Origin of the sequence: Shouchella patagoniensis, assembly GCF_002019705.1 — a bacterium.
Classification (GTDB): domain Bacteria; phylum Bacillota; class Bacilli; order Bacillales; family Bacillaceae_D; genus Shouchella; species Shouchella patagoniensis.
Window position 1 is genome coordinate 2,680,299 of record NZ_KV917377.1, and the last position, 14,186, is coordinate 2,694,484.

Genomic DNA, 14,186 nt, shown 5'->3' on the forward strand with positions numbered 1-14,186 from the left:
TCTATATGAGGTGAAAAATAAATGAAAGCTTTATGCACCATGTACTGTTCACCTTTGATTAGCTCTCATTTTTGCTTAAAACAAGTACATTAGATACTTGTTTTACGAGGTCCTTATGCATGTTAGACTAAATCTCGCATGAGGCTATAATGGATAGGTGTTTGACTAAAATAGATAGAAGAGGTGATACCTTGAAGCTGACATTATACACTGATTATTCAATTCAAGTTTTAATGTATTTAGGGACATTGCCTAGTGGAAGACTTGCAACTATGAGAGAAATTGCTTCGACGTTTGATATCTCCTATAATCACTTAATGAAGATCATTCAAACACTTAGCAAAGAAGGCATTATTGTAACGTACAGAGGACGAAACGGGGGACTTGTTCTCGCGGAAGAACCTCATGAAATTCGAATTGGGCAGTTAGTACGAACACTTGAGAATTTAGATCTCGGTGAATGCTACAAAGAAGCTGGAGGTCACTGCATTCTCGCAGAATCGTGTATGCTCAAGCAGATATTAGACAAAGCGCTCTCCTCCTTTCTATCCGTGTTAGACGAGCATACACTTCAGGATCTTATTCAAAATAAAACGTCACTACGGGAATTATTTAATATTCCAATTGATTAGTGGAGGCAAAAAAAGAGTGGCCAATGAAACTGGCCTACCTTTAAACACTTTATTCATACTTGTTTCACTTTATTTATTGCTTGTAGGGATCACTTTAACTTGAAGTTTCTTACTATTTAGAAATAAAATACCAGATATTAAGAGTAGCTTCTGGTGTTGTCTGTCAATCTTGCTTTTATAAGAACCCCCGAAGTAATAGGCCTCCCGTTTACATAGTCTTTAAAAGTGAAAATACGTGGGACATAATTTTCTCCAGCACCAACAATGAGACTTAACTCTTTTGGAGAGTAAACAACTGTGTGCAATGTTCCAAAGCATGCTTGATAATCTTTGTAAAATAACAGTGACTCCTCATTGTTAAATTGATAATAGAACGACCAAGGAGAATCTTCTGTTACTAACATCATGTCTAAGTGTTCTTTACGTTTTAAGGAACCACTTATTTGATTCTTGTTTTCCTGCAAGAATTAGGTTCCTCGCTTTTTTGCGCTGCATAAAAGAAATTTTTCGCGCCATGAATCATCACTAGTTTGCCTGATCAGTTCATAACTTCTTGCTTTGAATATAAGATCATTGCTTCTGCCTACTTATTTCGCTAAAATTAAACGATCTTACTCTAAAGGAGTTTCTAACTATGGTACCAATCACAGGAAAAATAGCGTTAATTACTGGAGCTGGGCGTGGAATTGGGCGTGCAACTGCAATAGCGTTCGCAAAGGAAGGCATTCATGTCGGCCTTATTGGACGTACACTTGAAAACTTGCAGCTAGTAGCTGAAGAATTAAAACAATATGATGTAAACGTCGCGGTCGCCGCAGCTAATATAGCAGACCTAGATTCCATTACATCAGCCGTTACATCTGTACGTTCAGAACTTGGGCCGATCGATATTTTGGTCAATAATGCCGGCATTTCTAAATTTGGTGGTTTTATGGACTTAACGCCAGAAGAGTGGACGAATATAATTGATGTGAATGTGAAAGGCGTCTACTACACAACACGTGCGGTCTTGCCAGAAATGGTTGAGCGCAACAAAGGGGATATCATCAATATCTCTTCCACGGCTGGTCAAAAAGGGGCTCCTATTACTAGCGCCTACACTGCTTCAAAAGCTGCGGTAATCGGTCTAAGTGAGTCGCTTATGATGGAAGTACGAAAGAAAAACATTCGTGTAACGACGCTTACACCAAGCACCGTTGCAACCGATATGGCGGTTGAGCTTAATTTAACAGACGGGAATCCAGAAAAAGTGATGCAAGCTGAAGATTTATCTGACTTGATGGTTGCACAATTAAAATTGCATCCTCGAGTTGTTTTAAAACATGCAGGGCTATGGTCTACCAATCCTTAATAAAACGAGACTCAGACGCGACCCCATTCAACTGGATCGCGTCTTATTTTTACATGCACAGCCTTAATCTGCTGCGCTGTCCATTGTACGTACTTCCAAAAGCATACTCTGTTTGATTTCTATTTGCTCCCTTACTAAGAAGTATGAACCATTTGTAAAACCTCCACACTTCCTTTACATCATTTTGATCTTTTTCCTTCAAAAACGGCCACCTTACGTGTTTTTCAACTCATTACGGCCCCCTTGTCAAACATCGAATCTTTACGTACCGTTCACAAAATGAATATCCACTATTTAATTTTCCTTAAAAAGTAACATTTACACTAAAGATACCTCATAAAAAAGGATGAGTGCTTTTGATTATTCGCATATGTATACGTAGATACGAGTCTATGGAATAGCAGCTTATCACTGTCATCATTCAAACAACAACCACACTTTTGGATCGGACAAGCTAGTTGATATGGACTAGCCATAAGTGGGTGGCAGTGATTATCACGGAAAGCATACAAAGAATCCAGAACCATTCGGATGTGTTTTCATTCCAAGAGAAGCGACAAACGCTTGGTACTCTTATGAAGGGGTTGTTCGTAAATGAATCTGTATGCATCAACTACATTGCTCTGGTCAAAACCCGTTCCAGAAGCATTGCAAACAATTGCCGAGTTTGGGCTAAATGGCGCAGAAATTTGGTCAGAACAAATTGATTTCCACCGTACGTCAATAAAAGAGATCCAACGAAAACAAATGGAATAGCCTCTTTCCTACACGTTCCATGCTCCGAGTTGGGACATCAATCAGATTTCCCTTAACCGAGGCGTTCGTGAACGTTCATTCGGTGAAATTGAACGTTCTTTTGAGCAAGCAGTACGCCTTAATGCCAAAAATGTAACCGTGCATCCAGGAAGACTAAGCTTACCTAATCATTGGTGCGCTTGGCATCAGGAACAACAGCTCATTGCAAGCCGTAAGTTAATTGGTTTTGCAAACAATTATGGGGTGACACTTTCGCTTGAGCTCATGGAACAAAAACCAAAAGAATTGATTGATTCACCAAAAAAAATGAACGCTTTATTAGCAGCAATTGGGCCTGACGTTAAAACAACCTTTGATGTAGCGCATATCCCACTTCATAAAGACGTGATTGAAGCCTATCAAGCTACGAACCGAATTGGCACAATTCATCTAAGCGATTCAACGAAAACGACGTATCATGTGGCGCTTGGGGATGGTGAGATTGATTTAGATCCGATAATTGAACTGTTGATCCGCACCCCCTTACCAATCGTATTAGAAGGCATGGACCTGAAGTTAGACCGAATGCTCCGTCGCCACTTAGCCTATTTGTCTCCTTATTTGGACACAGAAAGAGAGGACCAACATGCACTTCTTAGTTACAAATGATGACGGTATTTTTGCCCCAGGTGTAGCAGCACTAGTAGAAACCCTCCAACACTTTGGCGATGTGACCGTGATTTGTCCTGATCAAGAAAGCAGTGCCGTTAGCCATTCAATCACATTAAGACAGCCAGTTAAGGCCGCTCCGGTTACTATTTTTGGGCAGCATGTAAAAGCTTATGCGGTTAATGGGACACCTGCTGATTGCATCAAATTAGGCTTAGAAGTACTGTGCGAAGAGAAACCTAGCTTCGTTTTCTCTGGTATTAATATTGGTCCTAATCTCGGTCGTGATTTGTACTATTCGGGGACAATGGCAGGAGCTTCTGAATCTGTACTTCATCAAGTTCCAGCTATATCAATCTCCTTAAATAAGATGGAACAACCGATTAACTTTCAATACCCAAAAGATCTTTTTTACGAATTTCTTGAATTGCTGTTTCAACAAAAATGGGGTCAAGGATTGTTCTTAAACGTTAACCTTCCCTACCTCCAAAAAAAGTTGGTTAAAGGGTTTGCAGTTGTTCCTATGGATATGTCTATTACACGCTATCGCTATGTTGGGCTAAATGATCCACATGGAAATGTCTATTACTGGCTTAAAGACCACTGGAGTTTAATGCAGCTAAACAAATTTAAGAACGAAAGTGATTATTCAAAACTACGAGAAGGATATATCACCATTACGCCTATTGAACATAAACGTTCCAATCGTAAAGCAATCGGAAAATTTGAACGGATGTTTACAAAAAAACACGAACTTACTGGAGGAATTGATTCATGAAGCGAGCTTTAATTGGAGCATCTCTTGCTGCTTTTACTTCGTTTGGGTTAATGGGCTGCGGGGCAGATAACGTTCAAGAACAAATGAATACATCAGCAAATGGGGCAGCAAACAGCGATGCAATCGAGCAAGAAACCGGTTCGTTATCTTTTTATACTTCTCAACCCGATGCTGACGCAGAAGCGTTAGTTGAAGGTTTTAACGAAGCTTACCCTGATATCGATGTAAGCATTTTCCGCTCGGGTACTGAAGAAGTTGTCAGCCGTTTACTTGCAGAAAACGAAGCCGGAGCTATTCAAGCAGATGTACTTCTGCTTGCAGACAGCGTGACCTTTGAAGGGTTAAAAGAATACGACTTGTTAATGCCTTATGAGTCTTCCGAAATAAATGCCATTCCAAGCGATTTTATCGATCCTGACCATATGTATACCGGAACAAAGATCATGCCTACAGTGCTAGCTTATAATACAAATCTCGTTCAGGATATACCTACATCATGGGACGTCTTAACCTCCCCAGAATCATTCGGAAAAACGACAATGCCTAGTCCTCTATACTCTGGAGCTGCAGCATACAATACAGGCGTACTTAGTCGAACAGATGGGTTTGGCTGGGAATTCTTTGAAGCCCTCTCTGAAAACGAAGCGACGATTGTTCAAGGAAATGGAGGTGTCGTTCAGGCAGTCGCTGGAGGAGATAGCGCCTATGGCATGGTCGTTGACTTTGTTGCTGCGAATGCCAAACAGCAAGGTTCTCCAATCGACCTCATTTACCCTGAAGAAGGGGTACCAGTTATCACAGAACCAATTGGCATTACAGCAGAGACAGAGAATGAAGAAGCAGCCAAAGCATTTGTTGATTTTGTTTTATCTGCAAAAGGACAAGAGTTGAGTGTAGAAATTGGCTATACGCCCATTCGCGATGGAGTTGCTCCTCCAGAAGGTTTACAAAGTGCTGCAGACGTTGATGTATTATCAAGTGATCTTTCTGATTTGCTGAATACAAGAGAAAGCGACAAAGAACAATTCCGTACCATTTTTGGCGATCATTAAGATAGAGGTGAAGCAAGTTGATTGGTCAAATAAACAGGAGCCTACAAACGACTCCATTTTTTTCAAAAAAAAGAGTATACACATTTCTTCTTACTGTTCTCATTTTCTTCTTGTTTGTCTTACCGATTATTCGTTTATTTTCATTAAGTTTTTTTTCAGATGGGACATTTACATTCGCTAATTATATCGCTATCTTCGCTGAAGCAAGCACGTGGCGTATCCTTGAAAACACCTTTGTGATGGTGTTTGGTTCTACACTCTTAGCAATTGGCCTAGGCTTGTTTTTTGCCTGGGTTGTGGCTTATTCGGACATCCGTGGGAAAAAGCTGATGCAGTTGTTTATTCTCATTCCGTTCATCATTCCGTCCTATATTATCACCTTATCATGGACGCAGTTTATGGGGACAAACGGACTAGTGGGGTCTTTTCTAGGCTTGTTCTCCATTGATACACTCCCATTTAATCTTTACTCCATGAGTGGCATGATTTTTGTACTTGGCCTGTCCCACTTTCCCCTTGTGTTTTTGTTTACAGTCAATGTATTAAGAAAGATTCCACGGGATATGGAATGGGCAGCTCGCGCAAGTGGAGCAACCTCTCAAGACGTTTTCCGTAAGATTACGCTTCCCCTTGCACTCCCTGGATTAGCAGGCGGCGGCTTGCTTGCGTTTATCGCAAACTTAGATAATTTTGGCATCCCTGCCTTTCTAGGAATCCCAGCCAATATTACTGTTCTTAGTACAGCCATCTATCAAGAAGTAGTTGGCTTTGGTCCGTCTGCATTTGCCCGTGCTGCCACGCTTTCTGTTGTTTTATCCGTTTTCGCTTTACTTGGAACAATCATTCAGTGGCGGCTTGTACGCAAAGCAAAGCACACTGATACGGTAGACCAAGACTTTCAGCCTCGCTACCAACTAGGGCGCTTCCGTCTAGTGGCTGAAATCATGCTCTGGGGTTTCTTATTATGTATAACAATTGTCCCTTTCATTTCAATGCTTATGTCCTCTGTCATTCAAGCTTACGGATTGCCATTTAGATGGGACAATTTAACGTTATCACACTATCGATTTGTTTTGTTTGAGAACAATCGAGTGCAAGGGGCAATTGGAAACAGCCTCTTTCTTGCTAGTGTGACGACACTCATTTGTCTCGTACTTGGAACGGCTCTTGCCTATATGAGAGCAAGACAACCAAACGCGCTAAATCGGACACTAGAAGGATTTGTTGGTCTTCCTTATGCCTTGCCGGGGATGGTTCTTGGTCTGGCTATGATTTTTATGTGGTTAGAACCAATCCCAGGTTGGAACCCTGGCATCTATGGCACAATCGGTATTTTGTTAATCGCCTACATTACACGCTTTATGGTGTTACAAGTACGGGGAAGCTTTACCGCAATGGCACAAGTCGACCCCTTAATGGAAGAAGCAGCCCATCTGTTTGGCGCAAATGCTTTTGTCAAATGGAGGCGTATACTCACACCACTCCTACTCCCTGGTGTAGTAAGTGGCGCCTTCCTCGTCTTTCTCACTGCCTTAACCGAATTAACCGTTTCATCACTGCTTTGGTCAAGTGGATCAGAGACAATCGGACTTGTCATTTTCAATTTTGAACAGGCAGGTTATTCGACTCATTCAACTGCATTTTCAATGGTCATTGTAACAGGAATCCTTGCAACAATTGCTAGCTTATATATAGTGCAACACAGATGGAATAGGAGGTTAAAACATGGCAACTGAAATCAATGGCTTACGGAAAGCATTTGGTTCTTTTGAAGCGTTACGCTCCGTTTCCCTTTCCGTTCAACGTGGCGAATTCATCGCGATACTCGGACCCTCTGGGTGTGGAAAGACAACATTACTACGTCTAATTGCTGGGTTTGATCAACCAACAGATGGAGAGATCGTGATTAACGGAACCCAGGTCAGTGCAAAAACAAATGTGATTCCGCCAGAACAAAGAAACATCGGTATGGTCTTTCAATCATTTGCGTTATGGCCACATCTCAACGTACAAGAACAGGTTGAATTTCCCTTACGACATCATCCATATACACCAAAAGAGATGAAAAAACAGTATAAAGACCGAGCTGAGGAAGTATTAAAACTCGTCGGCCTCGATCATTTAGCTAAACGGATGCCAAATGAACTATCCGGTGGACAAAAGCAACGGGTCGCACTTGCACGAGCCTTAGCCCACCAGCCTGCGCTCCTCCTTATGGACGAGCCATTAAGTAGTTTGGATGCAGAACTACGTGAAGACATGCGCAAAGAAATCCAAAGCTTACACCGTTTAACAAGAAGTTCAATTATCTATGTAACACATGACCAAGGCGAAGCGCTTGCGATGGCCGATCGCATCGTAATTATGAAGAACGGGCAAATTGAACAAGTTGCCACGCCAGAAGAAATTTTCCTTTATCCAGAAACAAGCTATGTAGCAAGTTTTGTTGGTAAAGCAACGATGATAGAGGGCACATGGGAGGGCGCGTTTTTCCGACCAAACGCCGCCCCTACGATGAGCTGGGAAGGAGAAGCAGTCGCTCCAGCGTTTAAACAACATCAGCAATACCCGGTTAGACCAGATGAATGGGTGATCAACCAAGATCAAAGAGGCATTGAAGCAACCATTCATCATGTACTTTATCAGGGGCGGGAGATTCATTATACGGTACAAATAGAGAATGCGATTATCAACGTTATTAGCCCTATCGTCGATCGCTATGCGATCGGCGAGAACGTTTACTTACACAAGCAAAAACGCATCACACACCCAAAAGCACATATCGGCTAAATAATTACAAAAGCGTGTAATTGCATCTTCCTTTTAGCAATTACGCGCTGTCTCCTTTAAATCGATTGCTATATTCACTACATAAACTCCGTAGACTACCAATCCATGATCCGTAAATTAAAGCAACCTTCACTTTTGGCGATTCTTTTTCTCATTCCATAGCCGAACCGACCTCGATATTCATCAATTATTCATAACTACGAGCAGCGGAGTATATTCTGAAAATGATGTTACTCTGACTACTGATAGTTACAGCATCGTTACAATTCGAAATTAAACCTTTCTCCTCTACATAAAATGAACGCTACATACAGATGCTACGAAAAGACTTTAAAACAATTTAGTTTTTATTTGAATAAGTAAAAAGATCAATGAAACTAGTAAGCATAAGACAATAGTACGCTCGAGATATACATCCTCTATTTTTGCACCAGAGGAGTAGTTTGGTACGAGAAGGATTCCAATCGACTAGAATATGTAATAAGAAAAACTGCTGATAAGTTGGTATCAAAATGAGATATAAACAATGGCTGGTTATAGGTATGGGAAGCATTTTGATTGCGGTGTTGGCTCACGCTTTCTTCTTCTATGAATGGATGAACAACCGTTTTATGGTTGGTCCAAACGATGGTCTTGGACAGATAGTTCCTTTTAAACACTTTTTATATAATCAATATAAAAAAGGAGAATTCTTTTATTCTTTTCAGTTTGGAATAGGTGGGGGCATCTATGCTCAGCTTGCTTATTATTTTTCAACGAGCACCATCTTCTATATAACCTGTCTACTCGTTTATTTGGGGGAAGCAATTGGTTTTTTCAATCGAGTTGACCCTGTATTCTGGGGGCAGGCAGCAGTATTTATAAATACAATCAGACTTTCACTTGTTTTAGTAATTGCAACCTATGTATTTCATTACATGAAGATCGCTTTGCCGTACGCTTTTTTTTCAGCTTTCCTTTACGGGGTAAGCATAATGTACTTCGGACACGCTATATATTGGGAATTTTTCACGGATTGCTTTTTGTGGCTGCCCCTACTCGTGTTGGGCGTCGAAAAATTAATCAGGGAAGAAAACCCTTTTTGGCTTGTTTTGGCTATGAGTCTAACACTGCTTAATAATTTTTATTTCGCTTATGTAAATTTCGTTTTCATCAGCCTATATGTTCCTGCACGTTGGTTGATTCAACTACCAGAGGATCGCCTCTCCTTTCAAAAACAGCTTGGACACTATGTACTGATCGTGCTTTTGAGTTTTATGATTGGGGCAATCGCTTTTATCCCCGCCGTTAGTGGTTTTTTAAACAACTACAGACCTGAATTTACTGGGTCGATCAGTCTTTTTGAATTACACGACAACATCCTTTATGAAAGCAGGTACCTGCTTTTACCTCCACTATTTGTGCTCTTTGTATTTATAAAAAATCTATATCGAGACAAAACGTTCCTTCTTTTTACATCTATAGCGCTGTTATTTGTTGTTTTCCATTACAGCCCCTTTATCGCCAGTGCATTTAATGGTTTCTCTGCGCCCCAGTTCCGGTTTGAATACATTGGAGTTTTTGCAATCAGTGGGGCAGTGGGAAAAGGGCTGACACATCTAAAACATGCAACAAACACCCAGCTAATTTTAGGAGGAGCGGGTCTTTTCACTATCTACATGTTAGGTAATTTCTTTGATGAGCGAGTTACGTTCTCCTTGACACCTCCTAACCATGTTTTTATCTTTGCCCTTTGGGCGGCTGCTATCGGCGCATCCTTACTGTCGATTCGAAAATCAGCGCGCCGCCTTAACCTTCTTTGTGTTGTTATGGTTTTATTTCATTTAGTTCTTGTTAATTCAGGAGCACGATTGATCTTTTCTGAAACCGGGTTCATTCCTTCGCATTCGTTTATGACAAGTAGAAAATATCATTCGGACGAACAGTCTTCTCTTATCCATCAAGCATTAGATGAAAATAGAAGCTTGTTCGCGCGAACAGAGTGGATGACGGACACACGAAACAATACGCCTCTTATTCAAGGCTTTTATGGAAACAGCGCTTATTCCAGCGTACTTAATGGAGACATTTTGCGTTTCTATTATGACGACTTAGAAATAGATATGGGTCGAGAAAGCGTCAGCCGCTTTTCTGGGTTTGGCGACCGTACGCATCTACATAGCCTAATGCAAGTACAGTATAAGTTGGTAGATAAATACAGGCAGACCCCAATTCCGTATGGATTCCGGCCGCATTCTGAAAATGAAGGGTATATTCTTTATGAAAACAAACATGTTCTTCCCTTTGCGAGAGCGACTTCAATTACTTTTCAGGAAAAAGATTTAAATCGATTTAGTCCGTTGGTACGAGAACACGCAATGCTTAAGGGGATTATTTTAGAGAATGGAGAAGCAAATGGTCAAGTTGAGGATTTGTATAATTTAATGGAAACAGCGCAAATAACGGCTATCGGCGGGACGTATGAGAAAGAGACGTTACACATAACGGAAAACGTAGGCGGCATTGATATCACTATCGGGGAACGCAGAGAAACGGAAATCGATGATTATTTTTCTTTCTTTTTACAGAACCAATCAAAGACAGCACCGCTTTTTACCCTTAAAATCAATGATTACGAAACCACGCGCAAGTCGAGAAGTTCGGTTTACAAAACAGATATCAATGCGATCACAGTTCGTATCCCGTCAAATAATGTCATCTCTTTAAGGGTACCAAAAGGCAACTATACACTTAAAAATCTAGGTCTGCGCAGCGAGTCTTATCAAGTGCTGCAAGAAGCGTATGAGCGAGATCATATCAAACAGATAGATGTGGAGGTTGATGGAAGAAATATACATGTAAACTATGATAATACAGTACATGACACCTACTTGGCTCTTCCTATTCCATATGAAAAGGGATGGGAAGTAAAAGTAAATGGAAAAAAACAACCGCTACAAAAAGTAAATTATGCGTTTCTCGGGAGTACGCTTTATGAAGGGGTAAACGAGATCACTTTCTCTTATTTGCCCCCCTATTTCCGATTGGCTGTCACGCTAAGCTCCCTCGGCTTGCTCGGTGCAGGAGGATGGTTAAGACACTATCGCCAGAAGAGAAGACCCCAATAGCTCAACCAATATGTCCGAAGTAACGACAGGTTCTCTTCTAATACGTATAATGTACATTAAAAATCTGCTATCGTTTAAAACCTTTTTAAATGTTGTTAAGGACGCCGCCGTAAACCACGTTTTCTTGAAGATTAAGTTCGCGAAATGGTAAAGTTAAAGAAAAATTTTTAAGGAGTTCTCTAATGTCAATATGCACTAAACTAAATCTTAATAAGTACAAAAATATGGTTGTGATCAATCAACCCGAAGATTATGATCTATTTCCAGGAAATGTAACCTCATTATCTACAGAACATGACGCAATTTTTATTTTTGTAGAAACGATAGAAGAGATGATTTCGTCCATACAACGTATTAACACTCAACAACCTTTATTGGAAAAAGGCTATCTATATTTCGCTTATCCGAAAAAAGGCAATAAACGCTATGAAACGTTTATACATAGAGACGAAATTTTTCCTGCGTTAAACGTTGGTAAAGACGGTTTTGTAGGGAATAGTGACCTTAAATTTTCACGTATGGTTAGCATGGATGAAGTATTTACTGTAGTAGGATTAAAACGTGAAAATAAGAGATCAAAAAAATCATCAGCTGCAAGTCAATGCGTGGCAGACTATGAGCAACATATCAAGGATGTTAAAGGACTGCTTGCTAAATATTCAGATGAGCTTCAATTTTATCAGGGCTTAACTCCAGGTTACCAAAAAGACTGGGCTCGCTACATTTTTTCTGCTAAACAACAGGAAACAAGGGATAAGCGCCAACAACAAATGATTAACATCCTCTCCCAAGGGTACAAGTCCGTTGATTTATATCGAAAAGAAAAAAAGTAATCCAATATAGTTTTCATTCGGGAATAGTTCTTCCACACCATTAAAAAGGCCCAGAAAACAGTTCTGAGCTTTTCTCTCGTGCTTGAATTATATATAAATTTATTCCTTATTTTGCTAGTGAGCCAGTTCGTCTTTGGTTCTGCATCGCAAACTATCAATGCTATTTTGGCGTCGCTGGCTTTTTTCGTCGATATGCTGCTTATCATCTGAACTTAATTTTCCTGAACTTTTCCAAAATCTATAGAGATAGCATTTGAAATATACTTACGTACCTACCAGCTTTAAGACCCACTTCTTAAAATCCAAAACCCGTGCATATTCTGGTTGATTATTTGTACCGGCAATAATGAGTGGCGAAACGGAATCTTCTTTATGAAGGGATCCATGAGCTGCTCCTCCTACGTGGGTCGGCGTATGATCTCCAATAAACTCATACCTTGGTTTTGCATCAACAATAACATAACGCCCTTCGTGTGAATGGAGGGCACCGTGAAGTCGCGCTAATGCATCGGGATAGTCGCCGTAAGTAATTATGTCTTGGTCATTCACGGTGAGATCTAAAAGCGATATGTCCCCTTCTATATCCCATGTCTGTCCATACGAATCGGTATAGTTTCCGTTCGGAGAAAAAGATAACAATTGGTTGGACCCTTCAGCCGCCACATAATTCATTTCTTTTTCTTTCCACGAAATAAAACCGATTCTTGGATCTTTTTTTAACTGTGATACGATCTCCGAGAACGCAATCCCATTGTCTAATAGGTTAATGTAGGCCATTCGAGCATTTACAGCTAGTACCACTTGATCTCTCTCTTGGACCTTGTCTCCAGGGTTCCAAACGGCATACTGCGCCAATAAGTCGTTTAAATCTATAAGGGCACTGTCATCGTCACTGCTAACCTTAGACTGACCGCTATCCCCATACACAATCCAAGTTGCCTTTTGAATCGCTTCTTTCCATGTCGGATAAGTATTTAAAATCTTTTGCAGCTCTTTATCGACCGCTTCAATTTCTTTAAGCACCATTGGTCCCCTTTTATGAACCGGTCTGTCCAAGTTAGGAAAGTAAGCAAGCGTAAACGAGGGCAATTGATTTTCTTGGATCATATAAACAAGTTCATTTGCCGAAAATTCATCATTAATACCTATATTTTTCCAAATTTTATTGGAGTAATCACTATTAGAATTCCATTGGGAGAAACCACCTAACGATAACAGTGTCGGTCCATTGATATTTACATTTTCAGGAAGAAGATTCAGCCATGCGGCAAGCCTAGGGATCGTTAAGTAACCTGGGCTGTTTCCGCGATATATAAGTCCATTAATCGAGGCCGATTGGATACGTTCGTCCTCTAGTTCTTCGTAAATGGTTGAGACATTTTGGCTTAAATGGTCCTCATTCAAACGGATCAAGCTATCCCTTGCCATTTGTTTGATCCCAAGTGCCCATACTTCGCTCGGTCCACTTCCATAATTAACAAGGCGTTCTTCATCTTGCCTGTACCAAGCCAGTGCAGGTATTTTATGCTGATCGGCATATGTTCCAGTTAGTAACGTGCTATCAACTGTAACTGACATTGTAGGGTAAGAACTAACGATTTCTGAATAATAGTGCCCGTGATCGATTAAGAATTCAAAAGCTGGCGCTTTCCCCTCTTCAATTGCTTTTTGTAAAGGCTCGTCCATAAGTGAATCAATTAGCAAGAATAAGACTGGTTTCCCCTCTGAATGGATGCTTGCTTCCGTTAAATCCTTCGTTGGTGTCGTTAATCCAACAAAATAAAAGCCCCCAAAAAGTAGAAATAGAATAAGTATAATAACCTTCTTCATAAATAGTATCCACTCCTGAAAATATTCTTTAGAAACCCAAGTCATGCTTAATCTCGCTAAGTATGTCTGTGCCTCAATTTTTTATGAGACACTTATTTTACTCTGAACATGAGTATTTAATACGGAATGGAAAGCTTTTATCCAGAAAATGACACTGTCTTAAGTACATTTTAGTTCCCAAGGCTAGGCCGCTGATTTTGGGCAACGTGATCGTCATTAGCTAGATAGTTGATCGCTATGATACCGATGAAAGGGTATACAAAAGCAGTAACCACTCGTGCAGTAAAGCTTCTATTGACTTGATACAAGAAAAGCGCGTAATTGACTATCTACCAATTACGCGCTTCCCAGCACTTAAAAAACATTATTAAGCTTCCAATACCCTTTATTTAGGTTAAACAAGATTATT

The 14,186-nt window shown here is 40.4% G+C and carries 11 protein-coding genes and 2 pseudogenes; 10 read left to right on the forward strand and 3 right to left on the reverse strand.

From position 1 onward, the window contains the following. Positions 1–191: 191 nt before the first annotated feature. Positions 192–632: an Rrf2 family transcriptional regulator gene (locus BK584_RS14140; protein ID WP_078393207.1), complete on the forward strand. Its 441-nt coding sequence runs from the start codon at positions 192–194 to the stop codon at positions 630–632. Positions 633–769: 137 nt separating this feature from the next. Here the strand turns inward: BK584_RS14140 and BK584_RS14145 are convergent, their stop codons facing one another. Then, positions 770–1,096: a carcinine hydrolase/isopenicillin-N N-acyltransferase family protein gene (locus BK584_RS14145; protein WP_078393208.1), complete on the reverse strand. Its 327-nt coding sequence runs from the start codon at positions 1,094–1,096 to the stop codon at positions 770–772. Between the two features lie 170 nt (positions 1,097–1,266). Between BK584_RS14145 and BK584_RS14150 the strand changes: the two genes are divergently transcribed. From BK584_RS14150 to BK584_RS14185, 9 genes and pseudogenes are all read left to right on the forward strand, one after another. Then, entirely contained in the window at positions 1,267–1,983 is a 717-nt protein-coding gene (locus tag BK584_RS14150; RefSeq protein ID WP_078393209.1) for a 3-ketoacyl-ACP reductase, read from the forward strand. A 594-nt stretch (positions 1,984–2,577) separates the two neighbouring features. Further along, entirely contained in the window at positions 2,578–2,739 is a 162-nt protein-coding gene (locus BK584_RS24680) for a hypothetical protein (RefSeq protein ID WP_169871280.1), read from the forward strand. A gap of 18 nt (positions 2,740–2,757) precedes the next feature. Further along, positions 2,758–3,387 (forward strand): annotated as a pseudogene (locus BK584_RS14155) (sugar phosphate isomerase/epimerase family protein); the annotation flags it as partial. Further along, entirely contained in the window at positions 3,365–4,165 is an 801-nt protein-coding gene (surE, locus tag BK584_RS14160) for a 5'/3'-nucleotidase SurE (RefSeq protein WP_078393211.1), read from the forward strand. The pseudogene BK584_RS14155 and the gene surE, both read left to right, overlap by 23 nt. Further along, complete coding sequence (locus tag BK584_RS14165; RefSeq protein ID WP_078393212.1) at positions 4,162–5,217, forward strand: ABC transporter substrate-binding protein; 1,056 nt, start codon at positions 4,162–4,164, stop codon at positions 5,215–5,217. The genes surE and BK584_RS14165 overlap by 4 nt, the downstream gene beginning before the upstream one ends. A gap of 17 nt (positions 5,218–5,234) precedes the next feature. After that, complete coding sequence (locus tag BK584_RS14170) at positions 5,235–6,953, forward strand: ABC transporter permease (protein WP_078393213.1); 1,719 nt, start codon at positions 5,235–5,237, stop codon at positions 6,951–6,953. Then, positions 6,943–8,007 (forward strand): ABC transporter ATP-binding protein, encoded by a 1,065-nt coding sequence (locus tag BK584_RS14175; RefSeq protein WP_078393214.1) that lies wholly within the window; start codon positions 6,943–6,945, stop codon positions 8,005–8,007. Before BK584_RS14170 ends, BK584_RS14175 begins: the two co-directional genes overlap by 11 nt. A 512-nt stretch (positions 8,008–8,519) precedes the next feature. Continuing rightward, on the forward strand, positions 8,520–11,114 hold the full coding sequence (locus BK584_RS14180) for a YfhO family protein (RefSeq protein ID WP_078393215.1): 2,595 nt from the start codon (positions 8,520–8,522) through the stop codon (positions 11,112–11,114). 182 nt (positions 11,115–11,296) lie between these two features. Beyond that, on the forward strand, positions 11,297–11,947 hold the full coding sequence (locus BK584_RS14185) for a YdeI/OmpD-associated family protein (protein WP_078393216.1): 651 nt from the start codon (positions 11,297–11,299) through the stop codon (positions 11,945–11,947). Positions 11,948–12,061: 114 nt separating this feature from the next. Here the strand turns inward: BK584_RS14185 and BK584_RS25580 are convergent. Then, positions 12,062–12,145, reverse strand: a pseudogene (locus BK584_RS25580) (hypothetical protein); the annotation flags it as partial. Between the two features lie 66 nt (positions 12,146–12,211). After that, entirely contained in the window at positions 12,212–13,777 is a 1,566-nt protein-coding gene (locus BK584_RS14190) for an alkaline phosphatase family protein (protein WP_078393217.1), read from the reverse strand. Positions 13,778–14,186 lie beyond the last annotated feature (409 nt).